The 24,196-nt window shown below is 71.3% G+C and carries 20 protein-coding genes; 9 read left to right on the forward strand and 11 right to left on the reverse strand.

Annotation, left to right across the window (positions count from 1 at the left end; genetic code table 11):
• Positions 1-28 precede the first annotated feature (28 nt).
• The gene (gene aspS / locus ACWCV3_RS08635; protein ID WP_451220405.1) at positions 29-1,792 is read right to left on the reverse strand and encodes an aspartate--tRNA ligase; all 1,764 of its coding nucleotides are present in this window, start codon (positions 1,790-1,792) and stop codon (positions 29-31) included.
• A 176-nt stretch (positions 1,793-1,968) separates the two neighbouring features.
• Between aspS and ACWCV3_RS08640 the strand changes: the two genes are divergently transcribed.
• Positions 1,969-4,173: a SpoIIE family protein phosphatase gene (locus tag ACWCV3_RS08640; RefSeq protein WP_451220407.1), complete on the forward strand. Its 2,205-nt coding sequence runs from the start codon at positions 1,969-1,971 to the stop codon at positions 4,171-4,173.
• A 109-nt stretch (positions 4,174-4,282) separates the two neighbouring features.
• Here the strand turns inward: ACWCV3_RS08640 and ACWCV3_RS08645 are convergent, their stop codons facing one another.
• The 3 genes from ACWCV3_RS08645 to ACWCV3_RS08655 form a co-directional block, all read right to left on the reverse strand.
• Positions 4,283-5,326, reverse strand: coding sequence for an AI-2E family transporter (locus tag ACWCV3_RS08645; protein ID WP_451220410.1), 1,044 nt, complete (start codon positions 5,324-5,326; stop codon positions 4,283-4,285).
• A gap of 119 nt (positions 5,327-5,445) precedes the next feature.
• A complete protein-coding gene (locus ACWCV3_RS08650; RefSeq protein WP_451220412.1) occupies positions 5,446-6,423 on the reverse strand; it encodes a pirin family protein in 978 nt (325 codons plus the stop codon).
• Positions 6,424-6,542: 119 nt separating this feature from the next.
• Positions 6,543-7,013: an SseB family protein gene (locus tag ACWCV3_RS08655; protein ID WP_135787274.1), complete on the reverse strand. Its 471-nt coding sequence runs from the start codon at positions 7,011-7,013 to the stop codon at positions 6,543-6,545.
• Positions 7,014-7,182: 169 nt separating this feature from the next.
• On the opposite strand from ACWCV3_RS08655, the gene ACWCV3_RS08660 reads away from it, so the two are divergent.
• The 3 genes from ACWCV3_RS08660 (at position 7,183) to ACWCV3_RS08670 (ending at position 10,749) form a co-directional block, all read left to right on the forward strand.
• Positions 7,183-9,009 (forward strand): acyl-CoA dehydrogenase, encoded by a 1,827-nt coding sequence (locus ACWCV3_RS08660; RefSeq protein WP_451220415.1) that lies wholly within the window; start codon positions 7,183-7,185, stop codon positions 9,007-9,009.
• 86 nt (positions 9,010-9,095) lie between these two features.
• Positions 9,096-10,406: a M18 family aminopeptidase gene (locus ACWCV3_RS08665; RefSeq protein WP_451220418.1), complete on the forward strand. Its 1,311-nt coding sequence runs from the start codon at positions 9,096-9,098 to the stop codon at positions 10,404-10,406.
• A 94-nt stretch (positions 10,407-10,500) separates the two neighbouring features.
• Complete coding sequence (locus tag ACWCV3_RS08670) at positions 10,501-10,749, forward strand: DUF6458 family protein (RefSeq protein WP_451220421.1); 249 nt, start codon at positions 10,501-10,503, stop codon at positions 10,747-10,749.
• A 1-nt stretch (position 10,750) separates the two neighbouring features.
• Here ACWCV3_RS08670 and ACWCV3_RS08675 read toward each other — a convergent pair whose 3' ends face one another.
• On the reverse strand, positions 10,751-12,580 hold the full coding sequence (locus tag ACWCV3_RS08675; protein ID WP_451220424.1) for an NHL domain-containing thioredoxin family protein: 1,830 nt from the start codon (positions 12,578-12,580) through the stop codon (positions 10,751-10,753).
• 169 nt (positions 12,581-12,749) lie between these two features.
• Between ACWCV3_RS08675 and ACWCV3_RS08680 the strand changes: the two genes are divergently transcribed.
• Positions 12,750-13,244, forward strand: coding sequence for an LURP-one-related/scramblase family protein (locus tag ACWCV3_RS08680; RefSeq protein WP_451220427.1), 495 nt, complete (start codon positions 12,750-12,752; stop codon positions 13,242-13,244).
• A gap of 2 nt (positions 13,245-13,246) precedes the next feature.
• On the opposite strand, the gene ACWCV3_RS08685 is transcribed toward ACWCV3_RS08680, so the two are convergent.
• Positions 13,247-14,041, reverse strand: coding sequence for a carbon-nitrogen family hydrolase (locus tag ACWCV3_RS08685; RefSeq protein ID WP_451220913.1), 795 nt, complete (start codon positions 14,039-14,041; stop codon positions 13,247-13,249).
• Between the two features lie 198 nt (positions 14,042-14,239).
• Between ACWCV3_RS08685 and ACWCV3_RS08690 the strand changes: the two genes are divergently transcribed.
• Positions 14,240-15,064: a maleylpyruvate isomerase family mycothiol-dependent enzyme gene (locus tag ACWCV3_RS08690; RefSeq protein ID WP_451220430.1), complete on the forward strand. Its 825-nt coding sequence runs from the start codon at positions 14,240-14,242 to the stop codon at positions 15,062-15,064.
• Between the two features lie 47 nt (positions 15,065-15,111).
• Positions 15,112-15,843, forward strand: a complete 732-nt coding sequence (locus ACWCV3_RS08695) for an SAM-dependent methyltransferase (protein ID WP_451220432.1) — start codon at positions 15,112-15,114, stop codon at positions 15,841-15,843.
• An 11-nt stretch (positions 15,844-15,854) separates the two neighbouring features.
• Here the strand turns inward: ACWCV3_RS08695 and ACWCV3_RS08700 are convergent, their stop codons facing one another.
• Positions 15,855-17,159: an MFS transporter gene (locus ACWCV3_RS08700; RefSeq protein ID WP_451220435.1), complete on the reverse strand. Its 1,305-nt coding sequence runs from the start codon at positions 17,157-17,159 to the stop codon at positions 15,855-15,857.
• Complete coding sequence (locus ACWCV3_RS08705; RefSeq protein WP_451220438.1) at positions 17,156-17,806, reverse strand: GntR family transcriptional regulator; 651 nt, start codon at positions 17,804-17,806, stop codon at positions 17,156-17,158. Before ACWCV3_RS08705 ends, ACWCV3_RS08700 begins: the two co-directional genes overlap by 4 nt.
• 211 nt (positions 17,807-18,017) lie before the next feature.
• On the opposite strand from ACWCV3_RS08705, the gene ACWCV3_RS08710 reads away from it, so the two are divergent.
• Entirely contained in the window at positions 18,018-18,914 is an 897-nt protein-coding gene (locus ACWCV3_RS08710; RefSeq protein WP_451220440.1) for a D-alanyl-D-alanine carboxypeptidase family protein, read from the forward strand.
• A 129-nt stretch (positions 18,915-19,043) separates the two neighbouring features.
• Here ACWCV3_RS08710 and ACWCV3_RS08715 read toward each other — a convergent pair whose 3' ends face one another.
• From ACWCV3_RS08715 to pdhA, 3 genes are read right to left on the reverse strand one after another with little or no spacing between them, the layout of a single operon-like run.
• On the reverse strand, positions 19,044-20,426 hold the full coding sequence (locus ACWCV3_RS08715) for a dihydrolipoamide acetyltransferase family protein (RefSeq protein WP_451220443.1): 1,383 nt from the start codon (positions 20,424-20,426) through the stop codon (positions 19,044-19,046).
• Positions 20,427-20,436: 10 nt separating this feature from the next.
• On the reverse strand, positions 20,437-21,414 hold the full coding sequence (locus ACWCV3_RS08720; RefSeq protein WP_451220445.1) for an alpha-ketoacid dehydrogenase subunit beta: 978 nt from the start codon (positions 21,412-21,414) through the stop codon (positions 20,437-20,439).
• Position 21,415: 1 nt separating this feature from the next.
• Positions 21,416-22,606 carry a pyruvate dehydrogenase (acetyl-transferring) E1 component subunit alpha gene (gene pdhA, locus ACWCV3_RS08725; protein WP_451220448.1) on the reverse strand — a complete coding sequence of 397 codons (1,191 nt, stop codon included), beginning with the start codon at positions 22,604-22,606 and terminating at the stop codon, positions 21,416-21,418.
• A gap of 532 nt (positions 22,607-23,138) precedes the next feature.
• On the opposite strand from pdhA, the gene ACWCV3_RS08730 reads away from it, so the two are divergent.
• The gene (locus tag ACWCV3_RS08730; RefSeq protein ID WP_451220451.1) at positions 23,139-24,155 is read left to right on the forward strand and encodes a phosphotransferase; all 1,017 of its coding nucleotides are present in this window, start codon (positions 23,139-23,141) and stop codon (positions 24,153-24,155) included.
• Positions 24,156-24,196 lie beyond the last annotated feature (41 nt).

Below are 24,196 nucleotides of genomic sequence, written 5' to 3' on the forward strand. Positions count from 1 at the left end.
GCCGGGCCGTCTCCACATGTACCGCGTACTACTTCGGCTGCGGCTTCCTGACGCTCAGGTGCAGCTCGCGCAGGCGGGACTCGTCCAGCTCGGTCGGGGCGCCCATCATGAGGTCCTGGGCGTTGCCGTTGAGCGGGAAGGCGATGGTCTCGCGGATGTTGGGCTCGTCGGCGAGGAGCATGACGATGCGGTCCACTCCGGGGGCGATGCCACCGTGCGGCGGAGCGCCGAAGCGGAACGCGCGGAGCATGCCGGCGAACTTGTCCTCGACCGTGTCACGGTCGTAGCCCGCGATCTCGAACGCCTTGAGCATGATGTCCGGCTCGTGGTTCCGGATGGCGCCGGAGGAGAGCTCCACGCCGTTGCAGACGATGTCGTACTGCCAGCCCAGGATGTCCAGCGGGTCCTGGGTCTCCAGGGCCTCCAGGCCGCCCTGCGGCATCGAGAACGGGTTGTGGGAGAAGTCGATCTTGCCCGTCTCCTCGTCCCGCTCGTACATCGGGAAGTCGACGATCCAGCAGAAACGGAAGACGCCGTCCTCGAACTGGTCCGCGCGCCTGGCCGCCTCGACGCGCACCGCGCCCATGATCTTGGAGACCTCGTCGAACTCGCCCGCGCCGAAGAACACCGCGTGGCCCGGGGCCAGCGAGAGGCGCTTGGTCAGCTCGGCGACATTGTCCTCGGTGAGGAACTTGGCGATCGGGCCGGTCAGCGAACCGTCCTCGCCGACGCGCACCCAGGCCAGGCCCTGAGCGCCCTGCGAGACGGCGAACTCGCCGAGCCCGTCGAAGAACTTGCGGCTCTGGCCCGCGACGTCGGGCACCGGCAGGGCCCGCACGTGCTTGCCCGCGAACGCCTTGAACGCCGAACCCTCGAAGACGTCGGTGATGTCCACGAGCTCCAGCTTGGCGCGCAGATCCGGCTTGTCGGAGCCGTACTTGAGCATCGCCTCGCGGAACGGGATGCGCGGGAACGGCGAGGTGACGTGGCGGCCGCCGCCGAACTCCTCGAACAGCTCGGTCATGAGCTTCTCGATCGGCTGGAAGACGTCCTCCTGCTCGACGAAGCTCATCTCGACGTCGAGCTGGTAGAACTCGCCCGGCGAGCGGTCGGCACGGGCGTCCTCGTCACGGAAGCAGGGCGCGATCTGGAAGTACCGGTCGAAGCCGGAGATCATCAGAAGCTGCTTGAACTGCTGCGGGGCCTGGGGCAGGGCGTAGAAGCGGCCCGCGTGGACGCGCGAGGGCACGACGTAGTCGCGGGCGCCCTCCGGGGAGGTGGCGGACAGGATCGGCGTCGCCATCTCGTTGAAGCCCATCGCGGACATCTTCTGACGCATGGCGGAGATGACCGCCGTGCGCAGCATGATGTTGCGGTGCATGCGCTCACGGCGCAGGTCCAGGAAGCGGTACTCCAGGCGCCGCTCCTCGTTGACCCCGTCCTCCGCGTTGATCGTGAAGGGCAGTGGGGCGGCGGCGCCCAGCAGCTCCACCTCCGCGACCTCGACCTCGATCTCGCCGGTGGGCAGTTCGGGGTTCACGTTCTCGGTTCCACGTGAAACGACGCGGCCGTCGACGCGGACCGTGGACTCCTTGGTGATGGAGTCCAGCGCCTCGTACGCGGGGGTGCCGGGGCGGGCCACGAGCTGCGTGATGCCGTGGTGGTCACGCAGATCGATGAAGAGGATGCCGCCCAGGTCGCGCCGATTGTGCAGCCAGCCACTCAGCCGGACGTCGGTACCGACGTCGGAGGCGCGGAGCTGGCCGCAGGTGTGGGACCTGTACCGATGCATCGTCGTTCATCGTCCTTCGTTGGGGGTTCTTCGCCGGGACTGTGCTCTCCCCGGCCAGAACGGGCACGGGGCCCGGACCCATCAAGGGTACCGGGCACCCCGTGATCGCCTCCCCACCATTACCACCGGCCGAACCAGGGTGGCAGTACCGGGGACGACCTTCTTAAAGTGGGGCAATGCGCACAGGTGAGCCACTGCCGTCCCTGGGGGATGTCCTCGTCTCCCTCGCCACGGGGGTCTGGCAGTGGGACACGGCCACGGAGATGGTCACCGTGGACGCGGAGGCGGCGCGGCTGCTGGGACTGCCCGCCCGCCCCGCCACCCTCACCGAGAACCAGGCCCGTGCCCGGATGCACCCCTCGGACTGGCACGAGATCACCGGAGTCATCCCGCTCGCCGTGGCCCGCGGCACGCTCGCCGAGGTGCGCATCCGGGTCGTGGACGCGGAGGGCCGCACCGTCCGGGTGGTGCGGAGCCGGTCCAAGCCGGCCTACGACCGGGACCGGGGGGCGTACGAGCTGGTCGGCACCCTTCAGGAGGTCATCGAGCCGGCGCCGGGCACGTCCTCGGCGCGCAGCGCGATCACCGGGGACTGGCGGCGCTCCCGCGAGGCGTTCCTGCTGGACGCGGGCCGCGCGCTGGCCGAGGCGCGGTCGACGGCGGAGGTGCTGCGGGTCGCGGCCACGCTGTCCATGCCGGGCTTCTCCCCGGACGGGCTCGCGGTGTTCGCCGTGGAGGGCGACCGGCTGACGATCATCGGCCAGCACGGCTACCTCCCGGGCGACCACGCCCCCTTCACCCAGATGCCGCTGTCCACGGACTATCCGGCCGCCGAGGTGGTCCGTACCGGCCAGGCCGTCTATCTCTCCACGCCGGGCGAGTACCGGGACCGCTATCCGACCACCTGGCCGCTGGCCGAGCGGTTCGGGCGCTGCTCGTGGGCGTTCCTGCCGCTGACGCTGGGCGGGCGGACGCGGGGCGCGTGGATGGCGGCGTTCAGCGACCGGGTGGCGTTCACCCCGGACGAGCGGGCGGTGCTGACCACGGTCGCCCGGATGCTGGCGCAGGCGCTGACACGGGCGAGCGACGCGGAGACCCAGCGAGAGCTGTCCGAGGGGCTCCAGCGGTCGATGATGCCCTCGCTGCTCCCGGAGATCCCCGGCATGGACGTGGCCGCGCGCTACATCCCGACCGGCGGCGGACTCCAGGTGGGCGGCGACTGGTACGACATGATCCCGCTGCCCGGCGGGAGCTCCTCGGCCACCGCGCAGGGCGGCAGGTTCGCGCTGGTCATCGGGGACGTGCAGGGACACGACGTGCGGGCGGCGGGCCTGATGGGCCAGCTCCGGATCGCGCTGCGGGCGTACGCCGCGGAGGGGCACCGACCGGACGCGGTGCTCTCCCGCGCCTCCCGCTTCCTGCACGGCATCACCCACGACGACCACACGACCGACCTGCGCTTCGCCACCTGCCTGTACGCGGAGGCAGACCCGGCGACCGGACGCCTGGAGGTGGCACGCGCCGGGCACCCGGAGCCGGTGATCCGGCTGCCCGACGGCACGGTGGTGCTCAGGCCGGCCGCGGGCGGGCTGCCGCTGGGCGTCGATCCGGACGGGGACTATCCGACGACCCGGTTCACGCTGGAGCCCGGCGAGACCATGATGCTGTGCACCGACGGCCTGATCGAGACCGGCGGCCACGACATGGAGAGCGGCTGGCGGCGCATCAGGGCGATCCTCGAGGAGTACAACGCCAAGGAGCCGGAGCGCGAAAGCGGCCTGGAGGGGCTCGCGGACGCGCTGGTGCAGGGGGTGCACGGGCCCTCCTCGCACCACACCACCGGCCCGCTGACCGACCGCCGCGAGGACGACATCGCGGTGCTGCTGCTGTTCCGTTCCGGTGAGGGCTGGGGGCGCGACGGCCCGGCGCACACGGCCCGGACCCAGGTGCGCAGCACGCTGCTGTCGGTGGCGCAGGACGAGCCGGAGCGCATCGCGGAGGCCCGCCAGCACCTGCGCGAGCTGCTGCACGACTGGAGCCCGCCCGAGCAGGTGGACGCGGCGGTGCTGCTGGTCTCCGAGATGATCACCAACGTGCTGGTGCACACCGACGCCGACGCACTGCTGCTCGCGGAGATCTTCGGCGAGCACGACCAGCGGCGGCTGCGCGTCCAGGTCACCGACGGCGGGGACGACCTCCCGCACAAGCGCCGCCCCGGCGAGCTGGCCTCCTCCGGGCGCGGCCTGATGCTGATCGAGATGCTGGCCGACGCCTGGGGGGTCGAGCCGCGCGGCGAGGGCAAGAGCATCTGGTTCGAGCTGTACGAGCGCCCCGGGGACGAGAGAGAGCGGGGAGGGGAGGCTGTAAGGGCTGTCCCGTGATGCCCGGTGGAATCAGCGCGTCGGCGGCGGATGCGGTGCATCGCAGCCGACAACACGGCGAGGCGCCGTAGCTGTCGTCGCGCGCCCGCCGGGGATCACGGGACAGCCCTCAGGGGTCCTCGTGCGGGGTGCCGTAGCGCTCGCGGAGTTCTTGGACGACGCCGAAGACGGCAGCGGTGAGGGGGACCGCGAGGAGCATGCCGAGGATGCCCGCGACGGAGGCGCCCGCGGTGATCGTCAGCATGACCACCGCCGGGTGCATCTGTACGGTGCGGCTCTGGATGGCCGGCTGGAGAACATGCCCCTCCAGCACCTGGACCGCGAGCACAACGCCGAGCGCCCAGAGCGCGATCACGAGACCCCGGTCCGCGAGCGCGACCAGGACGGCGACCGCGCCGGAGAGGAAGGCGCCGAGGTAGGGGATGTACGCGGCGACGAAGACGAGCGCGCCGAGGCCCACCGCGCCGGGTACGCGCAGGACCAGCAGGCCGACGGTGATGCAGACGGCGTCGATGAGCGCGATGATCGTCGTCCCGCGCATGAACCCCTCGACCGCCTCGAAGGCCCGGCGCGCCATGGCCTCCACCACGTCGGCGGTACCCGCGGGGGCGAAGCCGCGCAGGGAGCGCAGGGCGCGGGGGGAGTCGCGCAGGAAGAAGAAGACCAGCAGCAGGGCGAGGACGGCGATGGCGATGGTCTCGCCGACCACGCTGACGCCGCTGATGACGTTGGAGACGGCGGTGCCGCCGAACTTGCCGAGCAGTTCGCGGGCGTTGCCGGCCAGGTCGTCCAGGCCGGTGCCGGCGGCGCCGAAGTGCCGGGCCACGGCCCTGGCCGCCTGGCGGAGGGACGCCACGATCTCGTCGCCGGTGTCCACGAGCGCGGCGACCACGATGTAGACCGCGCCACCGACCACCGCCACGACGGCCACGCAGGTCAGCGCGGCGGCGAGGCTGGCGTTCAGCCTCATCCTGAGCAGCCAGCGGTACAGCGGGCCCAGCAGGGCGGTGCCGAGCAGGGCCAGCAGTACGGGGGTGACGGCGGTACGCAGTTCCCCGCACAGCCGGATGCCGACCCACCCGAGGGCGGCGGCCAGCAGCAGCACGGCGCACCAGGCGGCGAACCGGCGCACGGGTACGGGGAGCAGCGACACGCCTCCAGCGGAGCACGCCAGGATTCCGCTGTCCTGCCACGGCAGGCCGGGTGGGTGAGATCCGCGTCTCTCCGTGTGCCGTACCAGGGGGCCGCGGCCCCCTGGTACGGCGGTTCACATCAGCCCTGCGGGCCCTTCTCCGTCATGCCGTGCACCGCCGGCACCGTGCCCAGGCGGCCCTTCTGGAAGTCCTCGAAGGCCTGCATGAGCTGGTCCTTGGTGTTCATGACGAACGGGCCGTAGTGGGCCATGGGCTCACGGATGGGCTGTCCGCCGAGGAGGACGACCTCCAGGTCCGGGGTGTGGGAGTCCTGCTGCTCGTCCGCGCGGACGGTCAGCGCGGACCCGGAGCCGAAGACCGCCGTCTGCCCGGTGCGCACCGGACGGCGCTCCGCGCCCACCGAACCGCGCCCGGCGAGGACGTAGGCGAGGCCGTTGAAGTCCTCGCGCCACGGCAGGGTGATCTCGGCGCCCGGCGCCACCGTCGCGTGGATCATGGTGATCGGCGTGTGGGTGATGCCGGGACCCGCGTGGCCGTCCAGCTCACCGGCGATGACGCGCAGCAGCGCGCCGCCGTCGGGGGAGGTGAGCAACTGGACGCTGCCGCCCCGGATGTCCTGGTAGCGCGGCGCCATCATCTTGTCCTTGGCGGGGAGGTTCACCCAGAGCTGGAGCCCGTGGAAGAGACCGCCCGACATGACCAGGTGCTCCGGCGGGGCCTCGATGTGCAGCAGGCCCGAGCCGGCGGTCATCCACTGGGTGTCGCCGTTGGTGATGGTGCCGCCACCGCCGTTGGAGTCCTGGTGGTCGAAGATGCCGTCGATGATGTAGGTGACGGTCTCGAAGCCGCGGTGCGGGTGCCAGGGGGTGCCCTTGGGCTCGCCCGGCGCGTACTCCACCTCGCCCATCTGGTCCATCATGATGAACGGGTCGAGGTGGCGGTAGTTGATCCCGGCGAAGGCGCGGCGCACCGGGAACCCCTCGCCCTCGAAGCCGCTCGGCGCGGTGGTCACGGTGAGCACCGGACGCGACACGGCGTCGGCGGACGCGGTCACACGGGGCAGCGTCAACGGGTTCTCGACGGTCACTGCAGGCATGGTCGGTACCTCCTTGTGGACCCAGTTTAGTTGAGCGTTGAACTTTTCGCCAGCCACAACACGGCAGGCCCGGAGGTGATTCCCTCCGGGCCCGACCTGATCCGAACGAGAGGCGGCGCCTAGCCGTACATACGGCGCATGGCGAAGTCGACCATCTGCTCCACCGCCTTGGCGTCGAACACCATCCGGTGCTCGCCCTCCATGTCGACCACGAAGCCGTAGCCGGTGGGGAGCAGGTCGATCACCTCGGCGCCGGTGATCACGAAGTACTTGGACTCCTTGCCCGCGTACCGGCGCAGCTCCTTCAGCGAGGTGAACATCGGGATCACCGGCTGCTGGGTGTTGTGCAGGGCGAGGAAGCCGGGGGTGTCGCCGCGCGGGCAGTACACCTTGGACGTGGCGAAGACCTGCTGGAAGTCCTCGGCGGGCATCTGCCCGGTGGTGAAGGCGCGCACCGCGTCCGCCAGCGAGGGCGCGGACGGCTCCGGGTAGAGCGGCGGCTGCTGGCCGTACCCGCCGACACCACCCGGCTGCTGCTGCGGCGGCACGTACTGCTGCTGGGCGCCCACGTTCTGGTCGTAGCCGTACATGGGCGCAAGAGTACCGAGCGCGGGCGGCGGGGTCAGGCGAGCGGTAGAGGCTTCTCACACCCGCCGGGGTTGCGTCTTATTACCGGCGGGTAGCATCATCGTAGTCACCTGTTGGTACGTGATCAGCCGCGAGGAGTCAGTGCCTCGCCGAGTCCGTGATGGAGTCACCATGGGGCACTACAAGTCCAACCTCCGCGACATCGAGTTCAACCTCTTCGAAGTCCTGGGCCGCGAGAAGCTGTACGGCACCGGCCCGTTCGAGGAGATGGACACCGACACCGCGAAGTCCGTCCTCGCGGAGCTGACCCGTCTCTCGGAGAACGAGCTGGCCGAGTCCTTCGTGGACGCCGACCGCAACCCCCCGGTCTTCGACCCCGAGACGAACACCGCCCCGGTCCCGGCCTCCTTCAAGAAGAGCTACAAGTCCTTCATGGACTCGGAGTACTGGCGGCTCGGCCTGCCCGAGGAGATCGGCGGCACCAGCACCCCGCCGTCCCTGATCTGGGCCTACGCGGAGCTGGTGCTCGGCGCCAACCCGGCCGTCTGGATGTACTCCTCCGGCCCGGCGTTCGCGCGCATCCTCTTCGAGGAGGGCACCGAGGAGCAGAAGCAGTGGGCGAAGATCGCGGTCGAGAAGACCTGGGGCTCCACCATGGTCCTCACCGAGCCGGACGCCGGTTCGGACGTGGGCGCCGGCCGCACCAAGGCCGTGCAGCAGGAGGACGGCTCCTGGCACATCGAGGGCGTGAAGCGCTTCATCACCTCCGGTGAGCACGACATGGAGGAGAACATCCTCCACTACGTCCTCGCCCGTCCCGAGGGTGCCGGCCCCGGCACCAAGGGCCTCTCCCTCTTCCTCGTGCCGAAGTACCACTTCGACGGCGAGACCGGCGAACTGGGCGAGCGCAACGGCGTCTACGCCACCAACGTCGAGCACAAGATGGGCCTCAAGGCCTCCAACACCTGCGAGATGACGTTCGGCGACCGTCACCCGGCCGTGGGCTGGCTGATCGGTGACAAGCACGACGGCATCCGCCAGATGTTCCGCATCATCGAGTTCGCCCGCATGATGGTCGGCACGAAGGCCATCTCGACCCTGTCGACCGGCTACCTCAACGCGCTGGAGTACGCCAAGGAGCGCGTCCAGGGTCCCGACCTGGCGAACTTCATGGACAAGAAGGCGCCGAAGGTCACCATCACCCACCACCCCGACGTGCGCCGCTCCCTGATGACGCAGAAGGCGTACGCGGAGGGCATGCGCGCCCTGGTGCTGCACACCGCTGCCGTCCAGGACACCATCGCGCTCAAGGAGGCGAACGGTGAGGACGCCTCCACCGAGCACGCGCTGAACGACCTGCTCCTGCCGATCGTGAAGGGCTACGGCTCCGAGAAGGGCTACGAGCAGCTCGCGCAGTCGCTCCAGACCTTCGGCGGCTCCGGGTTCCTCCAGGAGTACCCGATCGAGCAGTACATCCGCGACGCCAAGATCGACACCCTCTACGAGGGCACCACCGCGATCCAGGGCCAGGACTTCTTCTTCCGGAAGATCGTCCGCAACCAGGGCACCGCGCTGAACGGTCTGGCCGAGGACATCAAGAAGTTCCTGGAGCTGGCCACCGGCGGCGAGGAGCTGGCGGGCGCCCGCGAGCACCTGGCCAAGGCGGCCGTGGAGCTGGAGGCGATCGTCGGCCTGATGCTGACCGACCTCGCCGCCACCGAGCAGGACGTCAAGAACATCTACAAGGTGGGCCTCAACACCACCCGCCTGCTGATGGCCTCCGGTGACGTGGTCGTCGGCTACCTCCTGCTGCGCGGCGCGGCCGTGGCCGCCGAGAAGCTTCAGACGGCCTCGGCGAAGGACAAGGCGTTCTACACCGGCAAGATCGCGGCGGCGAAGTTCTTCGCGGCCAACGTCCTGCCCGGCGTCACCCTGGCCCGCAAGGTCGCCTCCGGTGTCGACCTGGACCTGATGGAGCTGGACGAGGCCGCCTTCTAGTCCCCGTCCCTCTTCCCGGACACCCCGCGCGGGCCCGCTGCCTCCTTCCGGAGGGCGGGCCCGCGCTCGTCGTTAAGGTAAAGGCCATGAGCGCACCGTCCCGTTTCCACCGCGGCCACACCGACGACCTGATCGCCTTCCTGACGGCGAGCCCGACGCCGTACCACGCCGTGGCGGACGTCGCCGCGCGCCTGGAGGAGGCAGGCTTCACGCAGGTCTCCGAGACCGAGGCGTGGGACACCCCCGCGGGCACCGGCAGCGGGGGGCGGTACGTGCTGCGCGGCGGCGCGGTCGTCGCCTGGTACGTCCCCGAGGGCGCCACCCCGCACACCCCCTTCCGGATCGTCGGTGCGCACACCGACTCCCCGAACCTCCGGGTCAAGCCCGAGCCCGACAGCGGGGCGCACGGCTGGCGCCAGGTCGCGGTGGAGATCTACGGCGGCCCGCTGATGAACTCCTGGCTCGACCGCGACCTCGGCCTCGCCGGCCGGCTCACCCTGCGCGACGGCGGCTCCGTCCTGGTGGACGTCGACCGCCCGCTGCTGCGGGTGCCGCAGCTCGCCATCCACCTGGACCGCTCGGTCTCGGCGGACGGCCTCAAGCTCGACAAGCAGCGCCACCTCCAGCCCGTCTGGGGCCTCGGCGACGACGTCCGCGAGGGCGACCTGATCGCCTTCCTGGAGGAGGAGGCCGGGCTGGAGACCGGTTCGGTGGCGGGCTGGGACCTGATGACCTATCCGGTCGAGGCGCCCGCCTACCTCGGCCGAAACCGCGAACTTGTCGCCGGGCCCCGGATGGACAACCTGCTGTCCGTGCACGCCGGCACGGCCGCTCTGATCGCCGCCGCCACCTCCGGTGAACCCCTGGCCCACATCCCCGTACTGGCCGCCTTCGACCACGAGGAGAACGGCTCCCAGTCCGACACCGGCGCCGACGGCCCGCTCCTCGGCAGCGTCCTGGAGCGCTCGGTGTTCGCGCGCGGCGGCTCCTACGAGGACCGCGCCCGTGCCTTCGCCGGCACCGTCTGCCTCTCCTCCGACACCGGGCACGCCGTGCACCCCAACTACGCGGAGCGGCACGACCCCACGCACCACCCGCGGATCAACGGCGGCCCGATCCTCAAGGTGAACGTCAACAACCGCTACGCCACGGACGGTTCGGGCCGCGCGGTGTTCGCCGCCGCGTGCGAGCGGGCCGGGGTGCCGTTCCAGACGTTCGTCTCGAACAACTCGATGCCCTGCGGCACCACCATCGGTCCCATCACCGCCGCCCGCCACGGCATCAGCACCGTTGACATCGGTGTCGCCATCCTCTCCATGCACAGCGCGCGCGAACTGTGCGGCGCAGAGGACCCGTTCCTCCTCGCCGAGGCCCTGACGGCCTTTCTGGAGGCTTAGTCGACAGCGCGGTCGGGTGGCTAACCGGCCGGATGGGGGGTACCCGCTGTACGGGACCGGAGATTCCGGAACCGGATAGGGGAGGCGGGATCTCATGGGCCTCGGCGGATGCATCATCCTCATAGCCGTGGGAGCGATCCTCACGTTTGCCACCGACTGGCATATGAGCGGCGTCAACCTCGACCTGGTCGGCGTCATCTTCATGGCCGCCGGTCTCATCGGTCTGGTGACCTTCAGCGGCATCGCCCGGCGCCGCCGCGTGGTGGTCCCGCCCACCCAGGTCGTGGAGCAGGAGCGGCACCACACGGCGCGCGACGGCTACTCGGACGGCTACGGCGCCTGATTCAGCGCCCGGCACCCGCGTCCAGGCCCGCCAGCACCAGCGGCAGGCGGTCCGCGGCACCCTCGACGAGACGCACCGGGACGCCCCAGTCCTGCTGGTGCACGTGGCAGGCGGGGTACTCGTTCGCCGGGTCGTCGTCGCAGGAGGCGGCCATCGCGGAGACGTGCAGCACGCCCTCGCCGACGGCCGGATCCAGCTCCAGCTCCCGGCTCAGGTCGCTGTCCGCGCCGTCTCCCCCCAGCAGCAGCCCGGGCGGGGTCGCGGAGACCAGCAGACGGGTCGAGGGGCCGTAGCGGGTGTCCAGCTTCTGGCCCGCCGGGGCCTCAAAGATCACGTCCAGCCGCAGCCGGCCGGGAGCCACCTCGGTCGCCTCGCGCTGCGTGCGGTGGGCCACCGCCTCCACGCGCACCGCCTCCTCGGGCAGGCGCAGCCGGGTCAGCCGGTGGCGGGCGGACTCCACCACCACGATGTCGTCGCCGGCCAGCACCGCGTCGCTGGGCTCGCGCAGATCGGTGGCCAGCGTGGTGACCTCGCCGGTGGCGGGGTCGTAGCGGCGCAGGGCGTGGTTGTAGGTGTCGGCCACGGCGACCGAGCCGTCCGGCAGCGCGGTGACGCCCAGCGGATGCTGGAGCAGGGCCTGCCCGGCCTCTCCGTCCCGGTGGCCGAAGTCGAACAGACCGGTGCCGACGGCGGTGTGCACGGCGCCGTCCGGGTCGACCCAGCGCAGCGCGGAGGTCTCGGAGTCCGCGAGCCACAGCCGCTCGTCGGTCGCCGCGAGCCCCGAGGGCTGCGCGAACCACGCCTCGGCGCCGGGCCCGTCGACCAGGCCCTCGTTGGTGGTACCGGCCGCGACCTGGACGGTCCCCGCCGCCGGGTCGTAGGTCCAGAGCTGGTGCACGCCCGCCATGGCGATCCACACCCTGCCGCCGAAGAGGGCCACGTCCCACGGTGAGGACAGCGCGACCTCGCGGGCCGGTCCCGAGGTGGGGGCACCCTGCATCCACTGCCTGCCGGTGCCGGCCAGGGTGGTGACCGCTCCGGAGGCGGGGTCCAGGCGGCGCAGGGCGTGGTTCACGGTGTCGGCGACGACCACGGAGCCGTCCGCCAGCAGCGCGAGGCCCTGCGGCTCGTTGAACGACGCCTGCCCGGCGGGACCGTCCGCGAAGCCGCGCCCACCGGTGCCGATCCGGCGCACCACGCTCTCGCCGTCCTCGGCCAGCTCGACCAGCTGGTGCCGCGTGGTGTCGCTGACCAGGAAGTTCCCCGAGGGCAGCAGCAGCGCCTTGCCGGGGAAGCGCAGCACGGTCGGCTCCGGCTCCGGCGCCACATAGGGGCCGTCGCCCCGGCGCAGGGTGCCCTTGGCCTCGTGCTCGGCCTCCAGCTCCTCCACCAGCCGCTCGATGGCGTGCACATGGCCCTCGCCGGCGTGCTGGGCGACCACGTACCCCTCCGGGTCGATCACCACCAGGGTCGGCCAGGCGCGTACCGCGTACTGCTTCCAGGTGGCAAGCTCCGGGTCGTCCAGTACGGGGTGCTCCACGCCGTACCGCTCGACCGCGTCCACGACCGCCTGGTGCTCGGCCTCGTGCACGAACTTCGGGGAGTGCACACCGACCACGACCACCGTGTCCCGGTGCCGCTCCTCCAGCTCCCGCAGCTCGTCCAGGACGTGCAGGCAGTTGATGCAGCAGAACGTCCAGAAATCGAGGACGACGATGCGTCCTCGCAGGTCGGCCAGGGTGTACTGCCGATCGCCGGTGTTCAGCCAGCCGCCCTTGCCGACCAGCTCGGGAGCACGGACACGGACGCGTCGGGAAGCGGAGTCGTTCATGCTTCAAGGGTGCCACCCGGCGGGGCGGGGATCAGTCCAGGGGGTGTCCCCTCGTCCGCCGCTGCCGCCCTCGCCGCCCGCGACGAGGACGGCGCCCGTCCGGCCGCTTGAGACCGTTCGGGCGCGTGTCGCGGTGAGGAACACCTCCAGCCGGGGAAGCGCTTCTGACATGAGACTCCTCGTGCGCGACCGGCTGCTGGGCATCGGCGACGACTACTGGATCGAGGACGAGAACGGCCGGAAGGTCTTCCTCGTCGACGGCAAGGCGATGCGGCTGCGGGACACCTTCGAGCTGAAGGACACCGCGGGCGATGTCCTGATCGACATCCACCAGAAGATGTTCGCCCTGCGCGACACCATGGTGATCCAGCGGGACGGCGAGGACCTCGCCACCGTCCGCCGCAAGCGCCTCTCCCTGCTGCGCAACCACTACCGCGTGGAACTGGTCGACGGCACCGAGCTCGACATCAGCGGAAAGATCCTCGACCGCGAGTTCGCCGTCGAGTACCGGGGCGAACTCCTCGCGGTGATCTCCCGCCGCCTGCTCACCGTCCGCGACACCTACGGGGTCGACGTCGTACGGGAGGACGCCGACCCGGCGCTGCTCATCGCGGTGGCGGTGTGCGTGATCCACCTGGCGGAGAAGGAGCGGGAGGACGACTGAGTTCAGCGGCGGGGCGGTTCCATGCCGAGGACCCGGTCCTTCAGCGCGGGGAACTGCTCACGGGTCGCGTGGACCTTCGCCGGGTCGAACTCCACCGTGAGCACCTCCTCGTCCGGGCCCGCCTCCGCCAGTACCTCGCCCCACGGGTCCACCACGATCGAGTGACCCGCCTGGGCGACTCCCGCGTGCGTACCGGCCGTTCCACAGGCGAGGACGTACGCCTGGTTCTCCACCGCGCGTGCCCGGGCCAGCAGCGTCCAGTGCGCGCGGCGGCGCTCGGGCCAGCCCGCGGAGACGACCAGGGTCTCGGCGCCCGCCTCGGTGAGGGTGCGGAAGAGTTCGGGGAAGCGGAGGTCGTAGCAGGTGGCGAGGCCGACGGTGGTCTCCGGCAGGGCGACGGTGACCGGTTCGTGCCCGGCGCCCATCAGCACGGCCTCGCCCTGGTCGAAGCCGAACCGGTGGATCTTCCGGTAGGCGGCGGCGAGTGCACCGGAGGGCGAATGGACGAGCGCGGTGTTGTAGAGGGTGCCGTCGGGGTCCCGCTCCGGGATCGACCCGGCGTGCAGCCAGACGCCCGCGTCCCCCGCCGCCCGGGCCATCGCCTCGTGCGTGGGGCCCGCCAGCGGCTCGGCCTCGGTGGCGAAGGCGTCGTAGGCGAACGCCCCGGTGGTCCACAGCTCGGGCAGCACCACGAGGTCCGCACCCGCCTGGGCGCGTACGAGGCCCGCCGCGCGCAGGCGCCGTTCGGCAACGGATTCGCCCTCGTCCACACGGATCTGGATCAGCGAGGCGCGCACACTACCACCGTCCTGGCGTTCGAGTCGTTCCCACGGGCCTACGATCGTCACACGAAAGCACTGCCGGGGGGTATCGGAGCAGCGTAACTTGGGGGTCCCCCCTCCTCGCGCAAGCCGGGAGCGTGGGGGTCCTCCAGACACCCGCCCAGTGCAGCCGCTGATTCTGCCCGTGTACCGACCGCCGAGGGGTCCTGTTCCGTGAGTCTGCATCCCACCCTCCAGCCCTACGCCGACGCCTGGAACCACTCGATCGACGCGATATCCGAGCTGGTGAACTCGCTGGCCGAGGCCGAGTGGAACCGGCGTACGCCGTGCCCCGGGTGGTCGGTGCGGGACGTGGTCTCCCACGTCATCGGGCTGGACTGCGAGATGCTCGGCGACCCCCGGCCGATCCACACACTGCCCCGCGACCTCTTCCACGTCACCAACGAGGCGCAGCGGTACATGGAGATGCAGGTCGACGTGCGCCGCCACCACACGGCACCGGAGATGACGTCCGAGCTGGAGTACACGGTCATCCGGCGCAACCGGCAGATCCGCAACGAGTCCCGGCAGCCCGACACCGTCGTCCGGGGTCCGATGGGCAAGGAAATCACCCTCGAACTCGCCATGCGGATGCGGGCGTTCGACGTCTGGGTGCACGAGCAGGACCTGCGCACCGCGCTCGGCCGACCGGGCAACCTGGACTCGCCCGGCGCACTGGTCGCCCGTGACCAGCTGCTGGCGGAGCTGCCCAAGGTGGTCGCCAAGAAGGCGGAGGCGCCGCGCAGTTCGGCGATCGTCTTCGACGTGCACGGGCCGCTGGAGTTCCTGCGCACGATCCGCGTCGACATCCAGGGCCGGGGCACGCTGGAGACGGCACCCGCGCTCGGCCCCGCCGCGAGCTTCAGCCTCGACTGGGAGACGTACTTCCGGCTGGCCTGCGGGCGGATCGGCGCGGAGGCGGCGGGCGACCGCGTCAAGACCGAGGGCGACCCGGAACTGACGGCGGCGATCCTGCGGAACTTCGCGGTCACGTCCTGACCGTCGACCGGGTGCCGGCGGCCCGGGCCGCCGTTACCGTCCCTGCCATGACCACCCGCAACCGGCTCACCTTCCACGGCCCCCTCTCCTCCGCCCGCGCCGACGCGATCGTCGACCGCCTCTCCGCGAACCGCCCCCGCACCGTCCTCGACATCGGCTGCGGATGGGGCGAACTGCTGCTCCGCGTGCTGGAGGCGGTCCCCAAGGCCCGGGGCACGGGGGTCGACCTCGACGAGACCGACCTGGCCCGGGGGCGCCGGTCGGCCGCGGAGCGGGGCCTGGCGGGACGCGTCGGCTTCCTGGCGGAGTCCGCCCGCGACACCGCCCACGGACCCGCCGACCTGGTCCTCTGCCTGGGCGCGAGCCACGCCCTGTCCGACGCCGACTGCCCCACGTCACAAGCACTGCGATCCCTGCGCCGTCTGGTCTGCGACAACGGCCGAGTCCTCCTGGGCGAGGCCTTCTGGGAACGCCGGCCCACCCCTGCCGAACTGGCGGGCATGTGGCCGGGCGCCGCCGAGTCCCACCACCACACCCTTCCCGCCCTCCTCGACCTCGCCGTCGCGTCCGGCTTCCGCCCCGAGTGGACGGAAACAGCGACCCTCTCGGAGTGGGAGCACTTCGAGTCGGGTTACCAGGCCGACCAGGAGGTCTGGCTCGCCGCCCACCCGGAGGCGGTCGAGGTCCGCGAACGCCTGGACCGCCACCGGGCGCAGTGGATGAACTACCGGGGGGTCCTGGGTATGGCCTATCTGACGCTGGTACCGGTCCTGCGCTGAGCGCCGGCCGGCTACACCGCGGGTACGTGCACCGTCTCCACCCGGCTCGCCACCAGCCGTTCCTCCTCGCGCCGGGCCGCCCGGGTGCGCAGGCGGAGGATCTGGCTGAGTCCCAGGGCCTGGAGGGCGAAGACGGCGCAGAAGGCGACGGAGTAGTCGTCGCCGGTGGCGTCGAGCAGGACACCGACGGCGAAGAGGGTGGTCATGGAGGCGATGAAGCCGCCCATGTTGGTGATGCCGGAGGCGGTGCCCTGGCGCTCGGGCGGGTTGGCGGGCCGGGCGAAGTCGAAGCCGAGCATGGAGGCGGGGCCGCAGGCGCCGAGCACCACGCACAGCACCAGCAGCAGCGCCATCGGCGCGTGCGCGCCCGGCCAGGCGAGGGTCAGCGCCCACATCACGGCGGTCGCGGCGACCGTACCGAGGGCCAGCGGGAACCGGGCCGCGTGGTGCCGGGCGACGACCTGGCCGTAGACGAGCCCGATCACCATGTTGGAGAGCACGACCAGGGTGAGCAGCTCACCCGCGGTCGCCCGGCTGAGCCCCTGCGCCTGCACCAGGAACGGCAGCCCCCACAGCAGCAGGAAGACCATCGCCGGGAACTGGGTGGTGAAGTGCACCCACATCCCCAGCCGGGTGCCGGGCTCCCGCCACGCCTCCGCGATCTGCCGGCGCACGTACGCGGCGCCCTGGTGCGTGGAGGGCTCCGGCGCGTACCCCTCGGGGTGGTCCTTGAGGAACAGCAGCGTCAGCACCAGCACGACCACGCCCGCGAACGCGCTGCCCGCGAACGCCGTGGTCCAGCCGAGCCCGTGCAGCAGGCGGGCCAGCGCCAGGGTCGAGACGAGGTTGCCCGCCATGCCGACCAGCCCGGCGAGCTGGGCGACGAAGGGGCCGCGCCGGGCCGGGAACCAGCGGGTGCCGAGCCGCAGCACGCTGATGAACGTCATCGCGTCCCCGCAGCCCAGCAGCGCGCGGGAGGCGAGGGCGGTGCCGTACGACGGGGAGAAGGCGAAGCCGAGCTGCCCGGCCGTGAACAGCACCGCGCCCATGCACAGCACCTTCTTCGTGCCGAGCCGGTCCACCAGGAGGCCGACGGGTATCTGCATGCCCGCGTACACGAGCAGTTGCAGGATCGAGAACGTCGACAGCGCGGAGGCGTTCACGTGGAAGCGGTCCGCCGCGTCCAGGCCGGCCACCCCGAGCGAGGTGCGGAAGATGACGGCGACGAAGTAGACCGCGACGCCCAGGGACCAGACGGCGACTGCCCGGCGGCCGCCCGGAGGATCACCCGGCAGGACGGTCGTGGCCCGGCTCATCGGACCTCCCCGCGTGCCAGCCCGGAGAACCAGCCGACGTGCCGGTGCACCAGGCCGACCGCCGCCTCCGCGTCCCCGGCGCGCAGCGCCGCCAGGATCCCGGCGTGCTCGGTGAGGGTCTTGGCGATCCGGTCGGGGTGCGAGTGCATCACGGCCACGCCCATCCGGAGCTGGCGGTCGCGCAGCTGGTCGTAGAGGCGGGAGAGGATCTCGTTCCCGCCGCTGCGCACGATCTCGGCGTGGAAGCAGCGGTCGGTGACGGCGGCGGCGGCGAAGTCGCCCGCCGCGGCCTGCTCCCGCTGCCGCTGGAGCAGCTCGGCGAGCCGGTCCAGCAGGGCCGGCGGCGCGGGGACCGCCTTGCGGGCGGCGTGCTCCTCGACCAGCAGCCGGGTCTCCACCACGTCGGCGATCTCCTGCGCGGAGACCGGCAGGACCAGCGCGCCCTTCTTCGGGTACAGCCGGATCAGTCCCTCGGCCTCCAGCCGCAGCAGCGCCTCGCGGACGGGGGTGCGGGACACCCCCACCATCTCGGCCAGCTCGCCTTCGGTGAGCAGGGTGCCGCCCTCGTACCGGCGGTCGAGGACGCCCTGTTTGACGTGGGTGTAGACGCGGTCGGCGGCGGGGGGCCGTCTGGTGGCCGTTTGCATGCCCACAGGATAGATACAACAGACCGGGGCGGGGTGCCGTGGTCCAGCATGCGGATGCGGGTGAAGGGACGTCAGGGGAGGCCGGAAATTTCCTTCGCACGGAGTGCAACCATGGGGGCCGTTCACTTGTCACACAGGTGCGGCCCTCCTTTCAGGGCACCTCAACTAGGCCGCATTCCAAGGGCATTTCAGACAATCGAGGTATTTCGCTTTGATTACCGGCATCAAGGGCTCCTCCCTCCGCAGGGCCGCCGCCGTCGCCGTCGCGTCCGGCGCGCTGCTCACCACCAGTGCCCTCACCGCAGCGCCCGCGCAGGCCGCCTCCGCGCCTTCGATCGTGGCCGCGGGCGGCTACGCGATGAACAACTCCACCGGCGCCTCGCTGTACAGCAAGGCCGCGGACACCCGCCGCTCCACCGGCTCCACCACCAAGATCATGACCGCGAAGGTCGTCCTGGCGCAGCCGAACCTGAACCTGGACGCCAAGGTCACCATCCCCAAGGGCGCCAGCGACTACATCGTCGCCAACAACGCGTCCTCGGCCGGCCTGATCGTCGGTGACAAGGTCACCGTCCGCCAGCTCCTCTACGGGCTGATGCTGCCGTCCGGCTGCGACGCCGCGTACGTCCTCGCGGACAAGTACGGCTCGGGCAGCACGCACTCCGCGCGCGTGAGTTCCTTCCTCGGCAAGATGAACTCCGCCGCGAAGGCCCTCGGCCTGAAGAACACGCACTTCGATTCCTTCGACGGCATCGGCAAGGGCTCGAACTACTCGACCCCGCGCGACCTGACGAAGATCGCCAGCAGCGCGATGAAGAGCGCCAACTTCCGCGCGATCGTCAAGACCAAGTCGTACACGGCGAGGACGGTCACCAAGACCGGCAGCACGCGCACGATGAAGGCGTGGACCAACACCAACACGCTGCTGAGCAGCTACAGCGGCACCATCGGCGTCAAGACCGGCTCCGGTCCCGAGGCCAAGTACTGCCTCGTCTTCGCCGCCACCCGCAACGGCAGGACGGTCATCGGCACGGTCCTCGCGTCGTCCTCCGTCACCCAGCGCGGTACGGACGCGACCAAGATCCTGAACTACGGCTTCAGCAAGTAGGCCGCGCCGTTTCGACGGAAACAGGGCCCGTCCGCACGGCGTGAACCGTGCGGACGGGCCCTGTCCCTTTCGGGCCGGGAACCCGACCGGAGTCGGGGTCCCGGCACCTCCACAGATGCGACGGGCCTGTCAGGCCCAGGAGATGAGTCGCTTCGGCTGTTCCAGGATCGCCGCCACGTCCGCGAGGACCTTGGAGCCGAGTTCACCGTCGACCAGGCGGTGGTCGAAGCTGAGGGCGAGGGTGGTCACCTGACGGGGCTTCACCTTGCCCTTGTGGACCCACGGCTGGAGCTTGATAGCGCCGACCGCGAGGATCGCGGACTCGCCGGGGTTGAGGATCGGCGTACCGGTGTCGACGCCGAAGACGCCGACGTTGGTGATGGTCACCGTGCCGCCCTGCATCGCCGCCGGGGACGTCCTGCCCTCGCGGGCCGTGGTCACCAGCTCGCCCAGCGCAGCGGACAACTGCGGGAGCGTCTTGTCCTGCGCGTCCTTGACGTTGGGCACGATCAGGCCGCGCGGAGTCGCCGCCGCGATGCCCAGGTTGACGTAGTGCTTGAGCACGATCTCCTGGGCGGCCTCGTCCCAGGACGCGTTGACCTCGGGGTTGCGCTTGATCGCGACCAGCAGGGCCTTGGCGATCAGCAGCAGCGGGTTCACCCGCAGCCCCTGGAACTCCTTGTCCTGCTTCAGCTCCTCGACCAGCTTCATCGTCCGCGTCACGTCCACCGTCACGAACTCCGTGACATGCGGCGCCGTGAACGCCGAGCCGATCATCGCCTGCGCGGTCGCCTTGCGGACCCCCTTGACCGGGATGCGCGTCTCCCGCGCGGAGTCGTACACCGCGACGGCGGGCGCCGGCGCGGTCGCCTGCACGGCGGCCGGGGCGGGGGCCGGGGCCTCGACGACCGTCTCGACCGGGGCCACCGCCGCGTGCACGTCCTCGCGGGTGATGATGCCGCCCGGCCCGGACGGGGTGACCCGCGCCAGGTCGACGCCCAGGTCCTTGGCCAGCTTGCGCACCGGCGGCTTGGCCAGCGGGCGCTCCTTCACCGGCGCGGCACCGTGCCCGTTCAGCCCGGCCGGCGCGGCGGCCGCCGCCTCGGCCCCCTTGCGGGGACGCCGCTTGGTGGAGGAGACGGCGACCCCGTACCCCACCAGCACCGGGGTACGGCCCTGCGGCTCGGCCTCCTCGGCGGGCGCGGGCGCGGGCTCGGCGGGCGCGGCCGGCGCCGGCTCGGGAGCCGCCCCGCCCGACACGTCCACCGCGATGATCGCCGTACCCACGTCGACCGTCGTGCCCTCGGCGAAGCGCAGCTCGCGCACCACCCCGTCGTAGGGGATGGGGAGTTCGACGGCCGCCTTGGCGGTCTCGACCTCGCACACCGCCTGGCCGTCGGTGACCGTGTCCCCGACCTGCACGTACCACTTGAGAATCTCGGCCTCGGTGAGCCCCTCGCCCACGTCCGGCATCTTGAACTCGCGCACGGAAGCTTCCGTCATCGTCGTCACGAAACCTTCCTCAGTACGCAAGGGCGCGGTCGACGGCGTCGAGCACCCGGTCAAGGCCCGGCAGGTACTCGTCCTCCAGGCGCGCCGGCGGGTACGGGGCGTGGTAGCCGCCGACCCGGAGCACCGGAGCCTCCAGGTGGTAGAAGCACCGCTCGGTGATCCGCGCGGCGATCTCCGCGCCGGAGCCGAGGAACACCGGCGCCTCGTGGACGACCACCAGACGGCGGGTCTTCTCGACCGAGGACTGGATGGTGTCGAAGTCCAGCGGGGAGACCGAGCGGAGGTCGAGCACCTCCAGCGACCTGCCCTCCTCGGCGGCCGCCTCCGCCACCTGCTGGCAGAGCTTGACCATGGGGCCGTACGCGGCCAGCGTCAGGTCGGTGCCCTCGCGGACCACGCTCGCCCGGTGCAGCGGGCCGGGGATCAGCTCGGGGTCGACCTCGCCCTTGTCCCAGTAGCGCCGCTTGGGCTCGAAGTAGATCACCGGGTCGTCGCTCTGGATGGCCTGCTGCATCATCCAGTAGGCGTCCGAGGCGTTGGACGGGCTGACCACCTTCAGGCCCGCCACGTGCGCGAACAGCGCCTCGGGGGACTCGGAGTGGTGCTCGACCGCGCCGATGCCGCCGCCGTAGGGGATGCGGATGACGACGGGCATCTTGACCTTGCCCAGCGAGCGGGCGTGCATCTTCGCGAGCTGGGTGACGATCTGGTCGTACGCCGGGAAGACGAAGCCGTCGAACTGGATCTCGACGACCGGGCGGTAGCCGCGCAGGGCCAGGCCGATCGCGGTGCCGACGATGCCGGACTCGGCGAGCGGGGTGTCGATGACCCGCTCCTCGCCGAAGTCCTTCTGGAGGCCGTCGGTCACCCGGAAGACACCGCCGAGCTTGCCGACGTCCTCGCCCATGACCAGGACCTTGGGGTCGGTCTCCAGCGCGCGCCGCAGCGATTCGTTGATCGCCTTGGCCAGAGCCATTTTCTCCGCCATGTCAGTTGCCCCCCTCGGCGTCCGCGAACGACGCCTGGTAGGCGGCGAACTGGGCGCGCTCCTCGTCGACGAGCGCGTGCCCGTCCGCGTACACGTTCTCGAAGATGGCGAAGCGGTCCGGGTCCGGCATGGCGCGGACCGCCTCCCGCACTCGCCTGCCCAGCGCCTCGGACTCGTTCTCCAGTTCCGTGAAGAATCCGTCGTCCGCGTGCTTCGAGGACTCCAGGTAGGCCCGCAGGCGCAGGATCGGGTCCTTCGCCTCCCAGGCGACACGCTCGTCGTCGTGCCGGTAGCGGGTGGGGTCGTCGGAGGTGGTGTGGGCGCCCATCCGGTAGGTGAACGCCTCGACCAGGGTCGGGCCCTCGCCGTTGCGGGCGCGCTCCAGCGCCCAGCGGGTCACGGCGAGGCAGGCCAGCACGTCGTTGCCGTCGACCCGGACGCCGGGGAAGCCGTAGCCCTGGGCGCGCTGGTAGAGCGGGACGCGGGTCTGCTTCTCGGTGGGCTCGGAGATCGCCCACTGGTTGTTCTGGCAGAAGAACACGACCGGGGCGTTGTAGACCGCGGAGAAGGTGAACGACTCCGCCACGTCGCCCTGGCTGGACGCGCCGTCGCCGAAGTAGGCGATCACGGCCGAGTCGGCACCGTCCTTGGCCACGCCCATCGCGTAGCCGGTGGCGTGCAGCGTCTGCGAGCCGATGACGATCGTGTACAGGTGGAAGTTGTTGCTGTTGGGGTCCCAGCCGCCGTTGTTCACACCCCGGAACATGCCGAGCAGGTTGGTCGGGTCGACCCCCCGGCACCAGGCGACGCCGTGCTCGCGGTAGGTCGGGAAGACGTAGTCGTCCTCACGGGTGGCGCGGCCGGAGCCGATCTGGGCGGCCTCCTGGCCGAGCAGCGAGGCCCACAGACCCAGCTCGCCCTGGCGCTGGAGGGCGGTCGCCTCCGCGTCGAAGCGGCGGGTGAGCACCATGTCGCGGTACAGACCGCGCAGCTCGTCGGGGGTGATGCCGGCGACGTAGGCGTCGAACTCGGCGTTCTTGACCCGCTTGCCCTCCGGCGTCAGGAGCTGCACCAGCTCCGGCTCGGTGCCCTGCTTCGCGGTGCTGCGGGTGCTGCGCCCGGTACCGGCGGTACCGGCCTTGCCTGCGGCGCTGCGTCGCGGCTTGCGCGCGGCACTGCTCTCCACGGTCACGTGTGCTCCTCCGTCGTTCCGGCCCACGGGGTTGCCGGTGAGCCTGAGTTCCCCCTTGCCCGGTCGGAGCCGGGGGAGCGGCCACCTCTTCTCGACCACCGGGCACGGGGTGGGTGCCGCTCGGCCGGGAACAGGCGTGACAGGTGCCCCGGCGAGCGCCTGCGGCTTTTAACGTTACCCAGTGCTCCACATTTCTGTGAAACCCCTCCTGACCTGCGATTTTGCTTGGATTTCCAAGTAAATCGACAAGGCCGGGAAGTTCCCTGGTCACAGCCTTGCAGGAGGCCGGAGCAACGGCACGTTATCCCGCGCACCCAGCTCAAAGGAAGAGTCCCGGCGCGTCATCGGGGCCGGTCCGGCATTTCTTTCGCACCGCGCGCGAATTTCGCTCCGGCGGAACAGCGGGACGTTCACCGGGGCGCTTCGGGTGACCGAATGCGACCGCCGACGACTTCCTGTGACAACCCCCAGCTCACGGGGGCTTTGCGTGCCCTAGCATCGGCGGGTGCAGCGCCTTCGTACATCACCCGTCGTGCCCCACGCGCCCCCGCTGGGCACCTTGTTACCCCTGTACGGAGCGGGTGCGGCCCTCGCCTGCGAGCCGGTCGACCAAGGACTGCTCAACCGGGGCTTCCGGGTGCGCACCACGCGGGGCCGATATTTCCTCAAGCACCACTTCGACCCCGACACGGCCGACCCCGACGCCATCGAGCGCCGCCATCTGGCCACCCAGCGCCTCGCCGAGGTGGGAGTCCCGGCCGTCCCGCCGCTCACCCACCGCGAGGGCCGTACGGTCGCGGTCGTCGGCGGTCACGCCTACGCCCTGCATCCCTGGGTCGACGGCGGGCATCTGCACGGCGGCCAGCTCACCCGCTCCGAGAGCGCGCGCCTGGGCGCGCTGCTGGGCGCCGTGCACGCCTGCCTGGAACGTGTGATGCCGCCCAAGGGGCGCACCCGCCCGGCCACGAGCCCGCACCCCGTGGAGAGCGCCGACCCGGCCGACACCTTCGCCCTCATCGACGAGCTGCTGGGCCACGTCCACCGCCACAGACCGGCCGACGCCTTCGACGACCTGGCCCGCCACCGGCTGCTGGAACGCCGGTCGCTGCTGGAGCAGCACACGCACCGCCGCCCGCCGCCCGGCGGCCCGGTGGGGTGGGTGCACGGCGACTTCCATCCGTTCAACCTGCTCTACCGGGGCGGCAGCCCGGCCGCCATCGTCGACTGGGACCGCCTCGGGGTCCAGCCCCGCGCCGAGGAGGCCGTACGCGCGGCCGCGATCTTCTTCGTACGGCCCGCGGGGATGCTGGACCTGCCCAAGGCGCGGGCGTACGCGCGGGCGTACCGGCGCGCGGCGCGCGCCACCCCCTCGGAGCTGGCGGCGGCCGTGCACCGGGTGTGGTGGGAGCGCCTGAACGACTTCTGGATGCTGCGCTGGCACTACGAGCGCGGTGACACCCGCGCCGACTGCCAGTTCCCGGCCGCCTCCGCGCTCGCGGTGTGGTGGACGCGGGAGTACGACGCGGTGTGCGACGCCTTCACGAGCTGACCGCCGCGAGAGCGGTCAGCTGCCGGCCGGCCCGTCCGGGC

It is taken from the genome of Streptomyces sp. NPDC001781 (genome assembly GCF_053596035.1).

Excerpts from the sequence above, each read along its gene's own strand:
- ACWCV3_RS08655 (WP_135787274.1), bottom strand. The coding sequence starts at position 7,013 with ATGTACGGCTACGACCAGAACGTGGGCGCCCAGCAGCAGTACGTGCCG.
- ACWCV3_RS08650 (WP_451220412.1), bottom strand. The coding sequence starts at position 6,423 with ATGCCTGCAGTGACCGTCGAGAACCCGTTGACGCTGCCCCGTGTGACC.
- ACWCV3_RS08705 (WP_451220438.1), bottom strand. The coding sequence starts at position 17,806 with ATGCAAACGGCCACCAGACGGCCCCCCGCCGCCGACCGCGTCTACACC.
- ACWCV3_RS08665 (WP_451220418.1), top strand. The coding sequence starts at position 9,096 with ATGAGCGCACCGTCCCGTTTCCACCGCGGCCACACCGACGACCTGATC.
- ACWCV3_RS08660 (WP_451220415.1), top strand. The coding sequence starts at position 7,183 with ATGGGGCACTACAAGTCCAACCTCCGCGACATCGAGTTCAACCTCTTC.
- ACWCV3_RS08670 (WP_451220421.1), top strand. The coding sequence starts at position 10,501 with ATGGGCCTCGGCGGATGCATCATCCTCATAGCCGTGGGAGCGATCCTC.
- ACWCV3_RS08720 (WP_451220445.1), bottom strand. The coding sequence starts at position 21,414 with ATGGCGGAGAAAATGGCTCTGGCCAAGGCGATCAACGAATCGCTGCGG.
- aspS (WP_451220405.1), bottom strand. The coding sequence starts at position 1,792 with ATGCATCGGTACAGGTCCCACACCTGCGGCCAGCTCCGCGCCTCCGAC.
- ACWCV3_RS08700 (WP_451220435.1), bottom strand. The coding sequence starts at position 17,159 with ATGAGCCGGGCCACGACCGTCCTGCCGGGTGATCCTCCGGGCGGCCGC.
- ACWCV3_RS08680 (WP_451220427.1), top strand. The coding sequence starts at position 12,750 with ATGAGACTCCTCGTGCGCGACCGGCTGCTGGGCATCGGCGACGACTAC.
- ACWCV3_RS08695 (WP_451220432.1), top strand. The coding sequence starts at position 15,112 with ATGACCACCCGCAACCGGCTCACCTTCCACGGCCCCCTCTCCTCCGCC.
- ACWCV3_RS08675 (WP_451220424.1), bottom strand. The coding sequence starts at position 12,580 with ATGAACGACTCCGCTTCCCGACGCGTCCGTGTCCGTGCTCCCGAGCTG.
- ACWCV3_RS08640 (WP_451220407.1), top strand. The coding sequence starts at position 1,969 with ATGCGCACAGGTGAGCCACTGCCGTCCCTGGGGGATGTCCTCGTCTCC.